The following is a 15,805-nucleotide window of genomic DNA, read 5'->3' as shown; positions in this document are numbered from 1 at the left end:
GCCATGACCAACATCCAGCAGGACACCGAACCCACCATCGGCGCACTCGCCGAGGAAGCCGACGCCGGGTCGACGCGGAGCATCGCCACGGCCCGAGCGTCACGACCGAAGGGCGGCATCCGCCGTTTCCTGCCGACCCTGACCCCGTGGCTCGTCACGGGCATCGCCCTCGTCGCCGGCGTCACGTTGTTCGGCGTCCTCGGGCCGCTGCTCGTCGGTGACCCGACCACCATCCGCGACTCCGGACTGCAGGGACCGAGCGGCGAGAACCTGCTCGGGACGACCCAGACCGGGCAGGACGTGCTCGCGCAGCTCGCCTACGCCACCCGCGGCAGCCTGCAGATCGGGCTGATCGTCGGCGTGCTCGCCACGGTGCTGTCGGCGTTCTTCGGGATCCTCGGCGCCTACCTGGGCGGGATCATGGACGAGGCGTTCTCGCTGTTCTCGAACGTGTTCCTCGTCATCCCCGGTCTGCCGCTCGTCATCGTCATCTCCGGCCTGGTCCCGCGCGAGGCCCGCGGGCTGTGGACCATCGCCGTCGTCCTCGCGATCACCTCGTGGGCCGGGTCCGCCCGGGTCCTGCGGGCGCAGACGATGTCGATCCGGAACCGCGACTACGTCTCCGCCGCCCGGGTCGCCGGCGAACGACCCTGGCGGGTCATCGCCGTCGAGATCCTGCCGAACCTGCTGCCCGTCCTGGCGTCGCAGTTCGTGTTCGCGGTGATCGCCGCGATCCTCGGGGAAGCGGGGTTGTCGTTCCTCGGCCTCGGGGCGTCGAACTCGTCGACGCTCGGCACCATGCTCTTCTACGCCCAGAACGGCTTCGCGCTGGCGAACGGTGCCTGGTGGTGGTTCGTGCCGCCCGGCCTGCTCATCGCCCTGCTCGGCATGGGGCTGTCCCTGGTGAACTTCTCGATCGACGAGGTCATCAACCCACGACTGGCGAACGTGCGTGCCCAGCGGCGGCGCGAACGTCGCGCCAAGCGGGCCGCCCGCGCCTCGCGGTCCGCACGCACCACGAAGGAGTTCGTCCGATGAGTGCCGAAGCCGTGCTGACGATCGACCACCTCGACGTCGTCTACGAGACCGAACACCCCGTGCACGCCGTCAAGGACGTGTCGCTCACCCTGGCGCCCGGCGAGATCCTCGGGCTCGCGGGGGAGTCCGGCTGCGGGAAGACGACCCTGGCATACGCCATCACCCGGCTGCACCGACCGCCGGCGAAGGTCGCCTCGGGCAGCATCACGTTCCACGACCGCGACGGCACCGACATCGACCTGCTCGGGCTGCCGCACGAGCAGCTGCGGGCCGTGCGCTGGTCGAAGCTGTCGATGGTGTTCCAGGGTGCGATGAACGCCCTCAACCCGGTCACCACCATCCGGGCGCAGCTCGACGACGCCCTCAAGGAACACCGGCGCGACCTGGGCCGCAAGGAACGGCGCGCGATCGCCGAGGACGCCCTGAGCCGCGTCGGTGTCGACCCGTCCCGCATCACCGCGTACCCGCACGAGCTGTCCGGTGGCATGCGGCAGCGCGTGATGATCGCGATGGCGATGCTGCTCGAACCGCAGATCATGATCATGGACGAGCCCACCACCGCGCTCGACGTCGTGGTGCAGCGCGAGATCCTGCGCGAGATCGTCCGACTGCGCGACGAGCTCGGGTTCGCCGTGGTCTTCATCACGCACGACCTGCCGCTGCTGCTCGAGATCAGCGACCGCATTGCGATCATGCTGCGCGGCGAGGTCGTCGAGTGCGACCGGGCCTCGGTCATCCAGCACGACCCGAAGCACCCGTACACGCAGAAGCTGCTGCAGTCGTTCCCGAGCCTGTCCGGGGAGCGCGGCGCGTTCATCCGCTCCGGCGTCGACGACCACGCGGCCGCCGTCCACGAGGAGATCCGATGACCAGCGTGACCGTCAGCCACCTCGGCAAGGACTTCCACACCCGCAAGGGCCTGAAGCGCACCACCTTGCACGCCGTCGACGACGTGTCGTTCGAGCTGCTGCCCGGGAAGACCGTGGCGTTGGTGGGTGAGTCCGGATCGGGCAAGTCCACCATCGCCCGGATGCTCGCCAAGCTCGAGAGCACCACCCGCGGCACGATCGACGTGCAGCTCGAGGACGGCACCCCCGTCGTCGGCAGCATGTACCGCCGGCACGTGCAGATGGTGTTCCAGGACCCCTTCGCGTCGCTCAACCCGTTCCACTCGATCGAGCACCACATCGCCCGGCCGCTCCAGCTGCACCACCGAGCCCGGGGCGCCGACGAGACCGCCGAGAAAGTGCGGGAACTGCTCGGCCGGGTGAACCTCGACGAGGACTTCGCGAGCCGCCGCCCGCACGAGCTCTCCGGCGGACAGCGGCAGCGCGTCGCGATCGCCCGCGCACTCGCCCCCGGCGCCCAGGTGCTCATCGCCGACGAACCGGTGTCGATGCTCGACGTGTCGATCCGGCTCAGCGTGCTCAACCTGATGGGCCGCCTGCAGCGCGAGGACCACCTCGCCGTGCTCTACATCACGCACGACCTGGCGACCGCACGGCACTTCTCCGACGAGATCCTGGTGCTCTACCGCGGCCGGGTCGTCGAACGCGGGCCCTCCGACGCCGTGATCCTCGACCCGCAGCACGACTACACCCGGCTGCTCGCCGAGGCGGCCCCCGACCCGGAGCGCATCGACCGCAAGGTGACCTCGGGCAGCGCTCTCGACCGCTCGAAGATCGACAACACCACCTGCTACGACCACGGCGTCGGGGCGTGGGTGTCGAGCGAGCCCGCTCCGGTCGGCGCACGGTGAGCGAGCGGCCGACGTTCGCCGACTGGGTCACGCCCGGTTTCGCGGCACGCTTTCGGATCGGCGACGACCAGCCCGCGGCACTCGTGTCGTTCGTGACGGCCGGTGGAGCGCTCGCCGACGGACCCGAAGATCCGCAGCCGCTGGTCGAGCTGACCACCGTCGGGCACGGGCGGTTCCCGGGCGGGTACCGGCACGTGGACTCCACCATCGCGGCGCGACTGCGACCCGTGTCGTGGCGTGTGTCCGACGACGCGGCCGATCCGTGGTTCCGGATCGTGCAGGCGGACGCGGCCACGGGCCTCCAAGTCGAATCGGTGTTCCGGGCGCGAGCCGACGTCCCGGGCTTCCAGACGTGGACCGAGGCGTCCGCCGATGACGGCGAGCACGTCGTGGACTTCGTGTCGTCGTTCGCGACCGGGGCGTTCCTGACCGACTCCGGGGTCGGCGTCGACGACCTGGCCCTCGTGCACGCGGACAACGACTGGGCGGCCGAGAGTCGGTGGCGGACCGATCCGCTGCGGTCGATCGGACTCGCAGCGATCGACCGCGAGGTGCAGCACCACCCACCCCGCAGCCGCGCCGTCGTGCAGAACCGGGGATCGTGGTCGACGGGCGAGGCGCTGCCGATCGGCGTGCTGACGCCTGCTGCATCCGCTGGTGCTGCGCCCTACGCGCTCGTCTGGCAGGTCGAGCACAACGGGCCGTGGCTGTACGAGCTCGGCGAGACCCGGCGCCACGCGTACGTGCTGCTGAGCGGGCCGACCGACCAGGAGCACCAGTGGACGGCCGTCGTGGCTCCGGGGCAGCCGTTCGTGTCCGTGCCGGTGTCGGTCGGGATCGCCGGTTCGGTCGGTGGCGCGTTCGAGGTGCTCACGGCGCAGCGTCGGGCGTTCCGGCACGTGCGCGAGGCCGATCGAGCCCTGCCGCTCGTGTTCAACGACTACATGAACACGCTCATGGGCGACCCGACCACCGAGAAGCTGCTGCCGTTGATCGACGCCGCTGCCGACGCCGGAGCGGACCTGTTCTGCATCGATGCCGGCTGGTACGCCGAGGGGCACTGGTGGGACACCGTCGGGGCCTGGGAGGAAGCCGCGTCGCGGTTCCCGACCGGGCTCGGGTTCGTCATCGATCACATCCGGTCGCGGGGGATGCAGGCCGGGCTGTGGCTCGAGCCCGAGGTCATCGGCATCCACTCGCCGCTGGCCGCGACCCTGCCGGACGACGCCTTCGTCCACCACCACGGTGTGCGGGTCGCCGAGCACGGACGGCACCTGCTCGACCTCCGGTCACCTGCCACGCGGGCGCACCTCGACGCGGTCGTCGATCGACTCGTCGGGTCGCTCGGGGTCAGCTTCTTCAAGATGGACTACAACACGATGACGGGGCCGTTTCCCGGCATGCTCGAGCACCAGCGCGCACTCCTCGACTGGCTCGATGCTGTGCAGGAGCGGTACCCCGCGCTCCTCGTCGAGAACTGCGCCTCGGGAGCGATGCGCGCCGACTCCGCGATGCTGTCCCGGTTGCACATGCAGTCGACCTCGGACCAGCAGGACCCGGTGCTGTCGGCCTCGATCGTCGCTGCTGCCCCCGCCGCGATGCTGCCCGAGCAGGCCGGGAACTGGGCGTACCCGGCGCCGTCGATGTCGCCTGACCTGTTCGAGCTGTCGCTCGTGAACGGGGTGCTCGGGCGGATGTACCTGTCGGGCTACCTCAACTCGATGAGCACATCGCAGCGGGCGGTCGTGCGTTCTGCGATCGAAGCCCACCGGACAGTGCTCGAGGCCATCGAGTCGTCGGTGCCGGTGTGGCCGCTCGGGTTGCCGGCCTGGGAGGACCCGTGGCTCGCGCTCGGCTTGCGGGCGGGGTCGGGCGATCTGTACTTGTCGGTGTGGTCGCTGCCCGGTGCATCGGGGTCGGTGTCGTTGCCGCTGCCGGGCTTCGCCGGGCAGGCGGTCGTCGTCGAGCCGCTGTTTCCGACGGCGCTCGGGTCGTGGTCCGTGGCGTGGGACGCCGCCTCGGGCTCGCTCGAGGTCGCGAACGGCGGGGCGACCCCCACAGCGCGGGTGCTCCGCGTCCGACCGGAGGGGGCGGGCGCGGAGCACTGAGCGGGGCGCGCGTCGCGATGGCAGGGCGCACGTCGGAGCGGTCGGGAGGCACGGTGCAGGCAGGCGCCGTGCCTCCCGTCCCGTCGGTGGTCGCGTCCACGGCGCGGGGGACGCGGGTCCGCGTCCGGCCGGTGACGGTTCTGGTTCAGGATCCTCGGGGATCGTGAACCAGAACCGTCAGCAGTGGTGCAGGAAGGGGCCCCCGGTCACGCCTGGGTCTGGTGATCGGCGTCGGCGTCGGTTTCGGCGTCGGTTTCTGGGTCGTCGCCGGGGTGGCGCGGGGCGCGGAGCCGCAGGGTCGCACCGAGGCCGATGACCAGGAAGCCCGCGGCCGAGAACGCGGCGGCGCGGGTGCCGTCGGAGAACGCCTCGGCGGCGTCGGCGCGGGTCTGTCCCTCGAGGCCGGCGATCGCTCCGCCCGAGGACTGCACGACGGTGTCGGCGATCTGCTCGGACTGGGCGGTCGAGACGCCGGCGTCCTGCAGGCGGTGCTCGAGGATGGTGCCGGTCGAGGTGAACAGCACCGTGCCGAGGACCGCGATGCCGAGTGCCGAACCGATCTGGCGCGCGGTGCTCTGGGCACCGGAGGCCTCGCCGCTGCGCTCCACGGGGACGTCCTGCAGCACGACGCCGGTGAGCTGGGCCGTCGCGAGCCCGACGCCGAAGCCGTAGACGAACAGGCACGGGACGATCGCCCACCACGGGGTCGACGACGTCACGACGAACCCGATCGCGGCGACCCCGACGATCTCGGCGCCGATGCCCATCCGTACGATCCGCAGCGCCCCGATCCGCTGTCCGATCGTGGCCGCGAACCCGCTCGCGACGAACGACCCGATCGCCAGGGCCAGCAGCACGAAGCCGGTCTGCAGCGCCGAGTACCCGAGGACGTTCTGCAGCCAGAGGGGGAGCGACAGGATGATGCCGAACTCGCCGAGCGACACGATGAGCGCCGCGATCGAGCCGTTCCGGAACGAGCCGATGCCGAACAGGTCGAGGGCGATGAGCGTCGACCGGCCCGCACGCTGCCGGCGCCGGGAGCGGACGACGAAGGCCACCCCGGCAGCGATCGCGATCACGAACGCGACGGGGATCGGCGAGACCGGGCCGTCCCACGACCACGACCACGAGCCGATCGTGAACGGTGTCGACGACGGAGTCCACCAGCCGTAGGTGCGGCCCTCGATCAGCCCGAAGACCAGCGCAGCGCTCGCGATCACGGACAGCAGGGCTCCGACGAGGTCGATGCGGCCGGTGTGCTCGGCGTCGCGCGACTCCCGCACGGCGACCGCGAGGCCGACCAGGATGACCGCCACGATCGGGACGTTGATGCCGAAGGCCCACCGCCACGAGAAGTCCGTCGTCAGCCAGCCGCCGAGCAGCGGACCGACCGCCACCATCCCGCCGATCGTGGAGCCCCACACCGCGAAGGCGATGCCGCGCTCCCGGCCGGTGAACGTCGCGTTGAGGATCGACAGCGTCGTGGGTAGGACCATCGCGCCGCCGACCCCCTGCAGCACGCGGGACGCCACGAGCAGTTCGCCCGTCGGGGACAGGGCAGCCAGGACCGACGCCACCGCGAAGAGGATCACGCCGACGGTCAGCAGGCGCCGGCGACCGAAACGGTCCGCGACGGCACCGAAGACGAGCAGCAGCGCGGCGAAGACCAGCGTGTAGCTCTCCTGCACCCACTGCACGAGCGTCGAACCGATGTCGAGGTCGGCGACGATGCTCGGGATCGCCACGTTCACGATCGTGGAGTCGACGATGATGAGCGCGACCGCCAGGCTGATCACGACCAGACCGATCCACCGACGGCGGTCCGGGGTGGTGGTGGGAGCTGCGGCTGCGGCGCTCATGTGCGTGTCCTCTCAGATGATCAGCATGCTGACTACCTGACGGTACACCCGCTCCCGATGTCCGGCGCACCGGGGGATCAGGGGAGCAGGCGGAGCTCCATCGCACGGGTGACGGCACGGGTGCGGTCGTTGACGCCGAGCTTCTCGAACACGTGACCGAGGTGCGTCTTCACCGTCGTCTCGCTGAGGAACAGGGCGCGGCCGATCGCCGGGTTCGAGTTGCCCTGGGCGACGAGCTGCAGGACCTCGAGCTCGCGCGGAGTCAGCGACGGGCCAGTCGGGATCCCACCGCTGGCACGCCTGACGAGCGCAGCCGCGGCCGAGGGCGCAAGCGCGGTCTCGCCCCGCGCGGTCGCCCGCACCCCGGCGAGGATCTCGGACTCCGGAGCGGCCTTGAGCAGGTAGCCGGTGGCGCCGGCCTCGATCGCCGCGAGGATCTGGTCGTCGGACTCGTACGTCGTCAGGATCAGGACACGGACGCCCGGCTCGGCCGCGAGGATCGCCGCCGTCGCCGCATCCCCGTCGAGCTCAGGCATCCGCAGGTCCATCAGCACGACATCGGGGCGCTCGGCCAGCACGACGGACACCGCTGCTCGGCCGTCGCTGGCCTGGCCCACCACGTCGATGTCGTCGGTGTCCTGCAGTAGTGCGACGATGCCCGAGCGAACGATCGGGTGGTCGTCGGCGACCACGACGCGGATCACCGGGCCACCTCCGCCACGGGGTGGCGAACGGCGGACGGGAGACCCGGTGCGGGTCCGGTGGGCAGGGTGGCCTCGACGACGGTGCCCCGGCCCAGGGCGCTCGTGATCGTGCAGGTGCCGCCAGCGAGGGCGAGGCGCTCCCGCAACCCGCGCAGCCCGTGCCCGGCCGTCGGCTGCTCGGGGTCGAACCCGGTGCCGTCGTCGGTGATCCGCAGCACGGTCTGCCCGTCCTCGGCGAGCAGACGGACCTGCGCCAAGGCGGAGCCGGCGTGCGCGCGGACGTTCGAGAGGGCCTCTTGCGCGACCCGCAGCAGGACGACCTGCGCATCACGATCGAGCACGCAGTCGGCCACGTCGACCGTGACGACCGCGCTGGTCTCGCGGGTGTGCCGTTCGGCCAGGCGGTGGAGGGCGCCGGCGAGGCTGTCGCGGGTCATGCCGGCGGCTCCGGCGGCGACGAGGGTGCGGGATTCCTCGAGGGCGGCGCGAGCGGACTCTTCGAGGACGGTGAGTCGTTCCTCGAGCGCATCGGAGCGGTCGTTCGCCAGATCGCCGCGGGCCCGTTCGGTGAGCATGACGATGCCGGCGAGGTTCTGTGCGACGGTGTCGTGGATCTCGCGGGCCAGGCGCTCCCGTTCGCTCGCGATGCCCGCCGTGCGGTTCGCGTCGGCGAGGGACTGCTGGGTGGCGCGGAGTTCCTCGACGAGCTGGCGGCGCTCCTCGGACAGACCGGCGACACTCGAGATCCACACGCCCATCGCGCAGGCACCGATCACGCTGATGCCCTCGATGAGCAGGGTGCTGACGAGGGCGTCCGGGCCCTCGGAGACCTGCAGGCCGATGCCGCTCGCGACGCCGACCGCGATGGACAACAGGACCGCGGTGCGGACCCGCTCGGACTGCACCCAGACCAGCGGGAACACGATGCACTGCACGAACGCGGTGCTCGGGACGACGGCCGGCAGCACCAGAGCGGCGACGATGACGAGCGGCAGGAACGCGGCGGCGGCTCGGGGGGTGTCGTAGCCGCGGTGCCCGTACCCGAGGTACGCCACGACGAGGACCACGACCGCGAGGTACGCGGGCCAGCGGGCCGACCACGGGGACCAGCCCAGCGCGGTGATCACGGCGGTGAGGAGCATCGTGCCCGCGAAGAACACATGCAACCACCGGCCCCGCACCCACGTCTCCCCGCTCATGACGACAGCATCCCATCGATGCAGCACCGCGGAGCGGTTCTCCACAGGCCCCATCACGCGTCCTTGCGGTTCCAGCGGAACGTGAGCAGGCAGGCCACCGTGCCCAGGACCAGCCACGCTGCCAACACGAGGGCTCCGAGGCCGAGGTGCCACGCGCCTCCCGGCTCACCTGACTCGAACGCACCGGGCAGGAAGACGGACCGCATTCCGGACGCCATCCAGCGCAGGGGGAAGACGGAGGCGACGTCCTGCAACCAGGAGGGGAGCTGCGTGAAGGGCAGGTAGACGCCGGAGATGAACTGCAGCACCAGCACGATCGGGACGATGGTGGCGGTGGCGCGGCGGCCCTCGCGGGGGAGCGCCGAGACCGCGATGCCGAGGACGCAGCTGGTGGCGATGCCGAGGACCATCACCCCGGCGAAGACGCCCCAGTTGCTCGCGGCGGTCGGCAGGTCGACGCCGAACACCAGGCTCGCGATCGCCAGCAGCAGGGCGGTCTGCACGAGCGTGGTGACGAGGACCATGCCGATCTTGCCGACGAAGTACGACAGGACAGGCAGTGGTGTGCCGCCGAGTCGCTTCAGCGTGCCGTCGCTGCGTTCGGTCGCGATGTCGACACCGAGGGCCTGCGTGCCGGAGAGCAGGATGCCCGTCGCGACCAGGCCGGGCAGGTAGTAGGTGGCGTAGTCGACGCTGACGTCGGGGCCGGCCTGGATGTCGGCGGCGCCGGAGAACGCCACCGAGAACAGCGCCAGCATGATGATCGGGAACAGGAAGGTGAAGAAGACCGCGTCGGGAGCGCGGAAGTAGGTGCGGATCTCGTACGAGATGCGGCTCGTCGCTGTCTTCATTTCTGTCCCACCATGTCGAGGTAGACGTCCTCGAGGGACGGGCGGATGACTTCGAGGTCGTGCATGGGCGAGGTGCTGCTGCGGATGAGCGCTGTCGGGTCGGTGGTGCGCTCGTCGTGGCGTTCGCCGCCGTCGTCGCGCCAGCGGACCCGGGGCGTGCGGGCCTCGGTGCCGCCGATTTCGTCGATGGGTGCGAGGTCGAGGAGCTTCCCGTCGGCGATCACCGCTGCCCGGTCGGCGAGCTGGGCGGCTTCGTCGAGGTAGTGCGTGGTGAGCAGGATCGTCGTGCCCTCGTGCTGCACCCGGCGCAGGAGGTCCCAGAACTGCCGGCGGGCCTCGGGGTCGAAGCCCGTGGTCGGTTCGTCGAGGAACAGGACCTCGGGGCGGCCGATGATGCCGAGGGCGACGTCGACGCGGCGGCGCTGGCCACCCGACAGGCGGCTGATGCGGGTGTTGCGCTGCGTCTCGAGCCCCGTCGCGGTGAGGAGCTCCTCGACGCTGCGGTGCTTCGGGTACAGCGCCGCGAAGTGGTTCAGCTGCTCGGCGACGGTGACGTTCGGGGACTCCGCGCTGGTCTGCAGGACGATGCCGATGCGTGCGTTGTGGCTGCGGCTCGTCCGTGCCGGGTCGTGGCCGAGGACGCGGACCTCGCCGGCGGTGCGGGAGCGGTAGCCCTCGAGGATCTCGACCGTCGTGGACTTGCCGGCACCGTTGGGGCCGAGGAGGGCGAAGGTCTCCCCGCGTTCGATCGTGAAGGAGACGTCGTCCACGGCACGTTTGCCGGTGGCGTACTGCTTGCCGAGGTGCTGGACCTCGATGGCGGGGGACTCGGGCATGAGTCCAGCTTCGCCGCCCGGTCGCGGTGGGGGATCGGCCGGGGCGGTGGTCTCGGCATCGTCCGATCGGGGGATGGTGCCGGACCGGAGGCGCGGTGCGGGTTGGTCGTCCACAGTCCACTCCACGGCTCGTTGCGTCCGGCAACTCTCTGATATGTTGCGTCCGGGGATGTGGCGCAGGCTGCAACGGCAAGACGGGGGAGACGATGGCTGATCTGACGGTGTCGTGGAGCACGCTCGAAGCTGTTCACGGCGCGCTCGAGAGGGCGACCGGAACGTTCAAGGGCGCCTCGCTCCCAGCCGAGGGCGGTGCATCCGGATCAGGCGACATCGCCCAGGCGTTCGCGGCCTTCCGGACGGCCCAAGAGCGATCGGCCGAGTGGTTGGCCGACACGAGCCGGACGCTCGGCGAGTACGCGAAGGACACCAGGTCGCTCTTCGCCGACGCCGACGACGACCTGGCAGGCAAGGCCGGGGGCAAGTGATGGCGGCCGACCCCCTCGCCGGCGACCCTGGCGCGATCACCAAGCTCTCGAGCGCTCTTGCCGATCACCAGGACGACATCCGCACGGGCGCGCACCAGGTCGTCAGTGCGCAACACGGCGCCGACGGGTGGGAAGGCGCTTCGAAGGACCGCTTCACCACCACCATCGGCACGATCGCGCCCGCCGCGCAGCGCATCATCAGTCGACTCGACGCAGCGATCGACGTGCTCGACACCTACGCCGAGGCCGTCCGACAGATCCAGGACGAGGCCGAACGCATCCAAGCCGCTCAGCTGACGAACGCCGTCGACTCGATCGCCAACGCCGTCTCGATGGGCAGCGCTCAGTCGACCGCCGCGGGCAGCGACGCCACCGAAGCCGACGCCCGTCGAGTCGACCGTCTGCAAACCGACGCCGACGACCTCGCCGCAGCCGCCAAGCGACTCGACGCGGAGTGGGACGCCCTCGTGGAGCGGCGGGCTGCGGCCGATCACGCCGCAGCGGCGGGTCTCACTGACAGCGACGTTCTCGGAGTCGCTGTCAGGTACGCGGGGTCGCTCGCCGCGATGAGCGACGCCGACTTCCTGCGGGCCGTGGCCGGGATGCCGCCCGAGGTGCTCGCGGCACAGGGGAACGGCGTCGCGGACCGGATCGCCGGGATGCCGCCCGAGGTCGTGCAGGCGTGGTGGGACGGGCTCGGTGGCCGGGGGACCGCGGGCGAGCACTCGGCGGCGCAGGACGCGTTGATCACGGCGTTGCCCGCGGTGATCGGCAACCTGAACGGGGTGCCGTACTGGGCGCGTGACCAGGCGAACCGGCTGAGTGCGCAGCGGGCGTTCGAGCAGGCGAAAGGCGACGTGACGGACGCGAAGAAGGACCTCAAGGCGGCGATCGGTCGGACCGCGCAGCTCGCGGCGCAGCAGAAGCTGAACGCCGCGGAGCGTCGGTACGACCAGCTCAAGAACTTCGTCGCAGGAGTCCGGACCGACCTGAACGGTGTCGACGGGATGCCTCGCCAGATGGTCTCCTTCAGCGATGCGCAGCCACCGCTCGGTGCCATCTCCATCGGCGACCTCGACACCGCCGACAACGTGAGCTACCTCGTGCCGGGGATGGGGACCACCCTGCAGGACACGACCGTGCTCATGCGCGCGAGTGCGAACGTGGCCGCCACCCAGCGGCTGTCCGAAGCAGGACAGAACACGGCGATGGTCTCCTGGATCGGGTACGAGGCGCCGGGGAACGTGCTCACGACGGGTGACCCTGGTGTGTTCGGGGAGTCGCACGCCCGGGCCGGCGCCGAGCGACTCGCGGACGACCTCGGTGGATTCCGCGCGACCCGCCCGGACACGACGCTCAACGTGGTCGCGCACTCCTACGGATCGACGACCGCAGCGATCACCCTGCACGACCACCCGGAGCTCGGGGTGCACTCATTCGTCACCCACGGATCGGCAGGGATCCCGAACAGCATCCCGGATACAGCCGCGACGAACGTGGACCACGTGTACTCCGCTCAGGCGGAAGAGCGTTGGAACGTCGCGCACATCGGGCGGTCGTTGAGCTACCCGCAACGACTCGATCCCACCGACCCTGATTTCGGTTCGACGGTGATCGACGCCTCCGGGACCGACCGATCGCCGGCGGTGGACGTCCACGACCTCGTCGTCAACCCCGACGGGGACCCCGATGCTGATCACGGTTACCTCGACCTCGACACGAACACCCTGCTCGAGACGGCGAAGGCGACACTACGGTGAGGATGATGACGAGGCGAGCAACGAGACCCATGACCGCCGCTGCCGTTGCGTGCGCCATCGCGCTCGGCGCAGCCGGCTGCGGCACGACAGGAGCAGGGAAGACCATGACGATCGATGAAGCACGATCTGAAGCCGTCACGGAGCTGCGCTCGGTGCTCGAACTGGCACCGGACACGTGGCCGCAGGAGGTTCCGAAGCCCGTCGCGAATGACTGCAAGGTCGACGGTCAGAAGGCTGTCCAGTTCAGCTACTTCGTCGAGGTCGCAGAGCCGCGCGACCCCGAGTCCTTGGTCGAGGCAGCAGGCGACCACTGGAAGCAGCGCGGATACGAGCTCTCCACGACGACGTCGGAGATGGATGCCGCCACTGGGAAGGTGTACGCAATCGTCGCGCGTGCGAAGGACAAGCCGCGCGCTTCGATCGCGGCGACCAAGGTGCGTGCCCATGTCAACGTCGACTCCGTCTGCGTGCTCGGCGATCCGGACGACTACCGGTAACCCGGAATCGGCGCCGACGCATGCCCACTCCTCCTCGATCAGCCGCCGACGCCGAGGCCGACGCCGATGCCGTCGCGCCCCCTGCCGAGCGGGCGGACCTGCGGCGGAACCGGCTCGTCTTCGGTCTCGTCGTTGCGCCGATCGGGGTCCTGATCGCACTCTTCGTCGGGTTCCTCGTACAGATCGATGCTGCGTGGGGCGGGGTGCACCACGGGGACGAGGTAGCGGGGCCGCTGTTCGTCGCGATCGGGATCGGTCTGGTCGCCACGGTGCCGGCACTCATCGCAGGCATCCGAGCGCTCCGTGACAAGGCCTGGGTCGGGCTGGCGTCGGCGACGACCGTCGTGAGCGGCATCGGACTGGTCGCCGTCGCGCTCTTGGTCGTCGTCCCCGCCTTCGACCTGCTGCCGCGGTCGGCCCGACAAGCGGATGCGTACCGCGAGCAACAGCAGCGGGAGGAGCTCGAAGACGTGGGGTACGACGGGCCGTCCTCGGCCGAGGCGGCCGGCGCTGCCATGCAGTCCCACGTCGCCGACGCACTCGATGTCCTGGATCTGCGTGAGAGCGGTGTCGAGCAGCGGACGTGGTTCTCGACGAGCACGACCGCCCTCGGGAACCGGTGCAGGTCGTTCCGCCAACGGGTCGACCTGCCCACTGCGCTTGACCGCGTCGCAGCGGAGAAGACCCTGGCCGCCTCATGGAGCACCGGAGGGAACCGCCGGGGTTTCGGTACCACTGTCAGCGGGAATCCGCAGCTGCTGGATACCTCGGCGGAATCGACGATCATGTTCGATCGGCGCGAGGGAACGCTTCTCGTCGCGAGTGACTGCATCCCCTACGCCGACGCAGGGTAGGAGGTCCAGCCGTGAGGGGGAAGAACAGGACGACCCGGTCAGCATTGCGGTAGGGGTGATCGTCACGTGCGGTGTGACCGCAGACGATTCTGGTTCGCGATCGTCGGGGATCGCGAACCGGAACCGCCACGACTTCAGTACTGCGGACGGATCCAGTCCGTCGGTTGCACGAAGCGGGCGCGGGGCAGGACCTCGTCCGGCTCGGCGGTCCGCACGCTCGTGATGATCGTGGCCTCGCCGTGCTCGTAGGAACGGCGGGCGATGCCGTCGCGCTCGTCGATCACCAGCGTCGTGCGGAACGCCGGGTCCTCGTGGTGCTCGAACGTCAACAGGATCGAGTGCTCGCCGATGTGCTGGACCAGGATCGGGTGAAAGCTTTCGGGGCCGCGACCCCAACGGAGCATCAGGTCGGGCACGGCCATCCGGACGACGGGATCGGAGACCATGCTCCGGGCGAACGACACCTCGTGCGGGCCGTCGTGGGGGTCGTGCAGCACGCCGTCGTGGTAGGAGACCGGCTTGGCCCGCTGGCGGACGAGCGTCCAGGTATGCGCGGCCTCGTCGATGTCGACGCGGAACTGCCAGTACTTCTGCCGGGACTCCTGGTGGATGCCCTCGAGGACGTACCGCGCGGGTCGGCGGAGGGCCGCGAGCTGCTCGGCGATCGCGGGACCGTCGGACCGGGTGAGGAGTTCGTCGAAACGCACGGTGCCAGCATGGCGCACCACGTGCAGTGGACGTCACCCCGTGACGGACTGGAGGCCCGTGGCGGCCTGGCGTCGTGCCTCCCGTCCGATGGTGGGTCGCGTCAGGTTGCGTCAAGCAACGCGCGCGTAGACCGGGAGGATGCAGGTCATCGGAGTCGAAGCGTTCGGAGGGCCAGAGGCCCTCGCCGTCCACGAGGTGCCGGAGCCGCACGCCGGTGCGGGGTCCGTGCGGATCCGGGTGCAGGCGTTCGCCGTGAACCCGACCGACACGGGGGTGCGTGCCGGGGAGCGGGACAGCTCGCAGGCCTCGCCGCCGTACGTGCCGGGGATGGACGCCGCCGGGGTGATCGACGAGGTCGGGCCCGACGTCACCGGCTGGCAGGTCGGCGACGAGGTCATGGCGATGGCATTGCCGCTCAGCGCCCACGGTGGCGCCTACGTGCAGGAGCTCGTCGCGCCGGTGGGGTCGTTCACGCGGATCCCCCGTGGGACGTCGATCCCGCTCGCCTCCACAGTCCCGATGAACGGGTTGACGGCGTTGCAGATCCTGTCGCACGCCTCGCTCGGGCCGGGGCAGACGCTCGCCGTCACCGGAGCTGCGGGGCTCCTCGGGAACTACGTGGTGCAGCTGGCGAAGGCCGCCGGGCTGACCGTGATCGCGGATGCAGCTGAGAAGGACGAGGCGCTGGTCCGGTCGCTCGGGCCGGACCACATCGTGCCTCGCGGGGATGGGTTTGCTGCCGCGGTGCGCGAGCTCGTGCCGGACGGGGTCGATGCGCTCGCCGATGCTGCGGTGCAGCGGACCTCGGTCGTGGATGCGGTTCGCGACGGCGGAGTGTTCTTCGATGTGCGTGGGTGGCAGGGCAACGGGGCTCGGGGGATCGAGTTCGTGCAGGTGATGGTGTTCTCGGAGTACCGGTCGTTCGACAAGCTCGAGCAGTTGCGGCATGCGGTGGAGAGTGGGACGTTGACGCCGCGGGTCGCCGAGGTGCTGCCGGCTGCTCGGGCTGTGGAGGCGCATGAGCGGTTGGAGGCTGGGGGGACGCGGGGGCGGTTCGTGCTCACTTGGTGAGTTGACGTTGGGGTGAGGGTCGGGAGGCGCGGTGCCGGGTGGCGCCGCGTCTCCCGTCCGTCAGACGGTCGCTGCT

Annotated in this window: 15 protein-coding genes; 9 read left to right on the top strand and 6 right to left on the bottom strand. The window is 70.5% G+C overall.

Translation table 11 applies throughout. The features are described 5' to 3' along the window. Positions 1-3: 3 nt before the first annotated feature. The 4 genes from OGL88_RS14340 to OGL88_RS18095 are packed head-to-tail and all read left to right on the top strand — an operon-like array spanning position 4 to position 4,905. Positions 4-1,038, top strand: coding sequence for an ABC transporter permease (locus OGL88_RS14340; RefSeq protein ID WP_185094297.1), 1,035 nt, complete (start codon positions 4-6; stop codon positions 1,036-1,038). Further along, complete coding sequence (locus OGL88_RS14335; RefSeq protein ID WP_181437678.1) at positions 1,035-1,907, top strand: ABC transporter ATP-binding protein; 873 nt, start codon at positions 1,035-1,037, stop codon at positions 1,905-1,907. The genes OGL88_RS14340 and OGL88_RS14335 overlap by 4 nt, the downstream gene beginning before the upstream one ends. Further along, on the top strand, positions 1,904-2,797 hold the full coding sequence (locus OGL88_RS14330; RefSeq protein WP_240347248.1) for an ABC transporter ATP-binding protein: 894 nt from the start codon (positions 1,904-1,906) through the stop codon (positions 2,795-2,797). Before OGL88_RS14335 ends, OGL88_RS14330 begins: the two co-directional genes overlap by 4 nt. Then, positions 2,758-4,905, top strand: coding sequence for a glycoside hydrolase family 36 protein (locus OGL88_RS18095; RefSeq protein ID WP_263091856.1), 2,148 nt, complete (start codon positions 2,758-2,760; stop codon positions 4,903-4,905). Before OGL88_RS14330 ends, OGL88_RS18095 begins: the two co-directional genes overlap by 40 nt. A 206-nt stretch (positions 4,906-5,111) precedes the next feature. Here the strand turns inward: OGL88_RS18095 and OGL88_RS14320 are convergent, their stop codons facing one another. The 5 genes from OGL88_RS14320 to OGL88_RS14300 all read right to left on the bottom strand — a co-directional run bounded on the left by OGL88_RS14320 (position 5,112) and on the right by OGL88_RS14300 (position 10,354). Beyond that, the gene (locus tag OGL88_RS14320) at positions 5,112-6,764 is read right to left on the bottom strand and encodes a DHA2 family efflux MFS transporter permease subunit (protein ID WP_263091855.1); all 1,653 of its coding nucleotides are present in this window, start codon (positions 6,762-6,764) and stop codon (positions 5,112-5,114) included. Between the two features lie 77 nt (positions 6,765-6,841). After that, positions 6,842-7,468: a response regulator transcription factor gene (locus tag OGL88_RS14315; RefSeq protein WP_263091854.1), complete on the bottom strand. Its 627-nt coding sequence runs from the start codon at positions 7,466-7,468 to the stop codon at positions 6,842-6,844. Further along, positions 7,465-8,667: a sensor histidine kinase gene (locus tag OGL88_RS14310; RefSeq protein WP_263091853.1), complete on the bottom strand. Its 1,203-nt coding sequence runs from the start codon at positions 8,665-8,667 to the stop codon at positions 7,465-7,467. Before OGL88_RS14310 ends, OGL88_RS14315 begins: the two co-directional genes overlap by 4 nt. Before the next feature lie 53 nt (positions 8,668-8,720). After that, a complete protein-coding gene (locus OGL88_RS14305) occupies positions 8,721-9,518 on the bottom strand; it encodes an ABC transporter permease (protein WP_263091852.1) in 798 nt (265 codons plus the stop codon). Next, a complete protein-coding gene (locus OGL88_RS14300) occupies positions 9,515-10,354 on the bottom strand; it encodes an ABC transporter ATP-binding protein (RefSeq protein ID WP_263091851.1) in 840 nt (279 codons plus the stop codon). The genes OGL88_RS14305 and OGL88_RS14300 overlap by 4 nt, the downstream gene beginning before the upstream one ends. A gap of 206 nt (positions 10,355-10,560) precedes the next feature. Between OGL88_RS14300 and OGL88_RS14295 the strand changes: the two genes are divergently transcribed. The 4 genes from OGL88_RS14295 to OGL88_RS14280 are packed head-to-tail and all read left to right on the top strand — an operon-like array spanning position 10,561 to position 13,950. Beyond that, a complete protein-coding gene (locus OGL88_RS14295) occupies positions 10,561-10,839 on the top strand; it encodes a hypothetical protein (RefSeq protein WP_263091850.1) in 279 nt (92 codons plus the stop codon). Next, positions 10,839-12,599 carry an alpha/beta hydrolase gene (locus OGL88_RS14290; RefSeq protein WP_263091849.1) on the top strand — a complete coding sequence of 587 codons (1,761 nt, stop codon included), beginning with the start codon at positions 10,839-10,841 and terminating at the stop codon, positions 12,597-12,599. Before OGL88_RS14295 ends, OGL88_RS14290 begins: the two co-directional genes overlap by 1 nt. Before the next feature lie 29 nt (positions 12,600-12,628). Next, positions 12,629-13,096, top strand: a complete 468-nt coding sequence (locus tag OGL88_RS14285) for a hypothetical protein (RefSeq protein ID WP_263091847.1) — start codon at positions 12,629-12,631, stop codon at positions 13,094-13,096. A gap of 20 nt (positions 13,097-13,116) precedes the next feature. Beyond that, the gene (locus OGL88_RS14280) at positions 13,117-13,950 is read left to right on the top strand and encodes a hypothetical protein (protein WP_263091846.1); all 834 of its coding nucleotides are present in this window, start codon (positions 13,117-13,119) and stop codon (positions 13,948-13,950) included. A gap of 134 nt (positions 13,951-14,084) precedes the next feature. On the opposite strand, the gene OGL88_RS14275 is transcribed toward OGL88_RS14280, so the two are convergent. Further along, the gene (locus tag OGL88_RS14275; RefSeq protein WP_263091845.1) at positions 14,085-14,657 is read right to left on the bottom strand and encodes a hypothetical protein; all 573 of its coding nucleotides are present in this window, start codon (positions 14,655-14,657) and stop codon (positions 14,085-14,087) included. A 139-nt stretch (positions 14,658-14,796) separates the two neighbouring features. On the opposite strand from OGL88_RS14275, the gene OGL88_RS14270 reads away from it, so the two are divergent. Then, the gene (locus OGL88_RS14270) at positions 14,797-15,729 is read left to right on the top strand and encodes an NADP-dependent oxidoreductase (protein ID WP_263091844.1); all 933 of its coding nucleotides are present in this window, start codon (positions 14,797-14,799) and stop codon (positions 15,727-15,729) included. Positions 15,730-15,805: the final 76 nt, after the last annotated feature.

This window comes from Curtobacterium sp. RIT-PI-V (assembly GCF_025642935.1).
GTDB lineage: Bacteria > Actinomycetota > Actinomycetes > Actinomycetales > Microbacteriaceae > Curtobacterium.
Note: the sequence above shows the minus strand (reverse complement) of the source record. Positions and strands in the feature narration are given on the sequence as shown.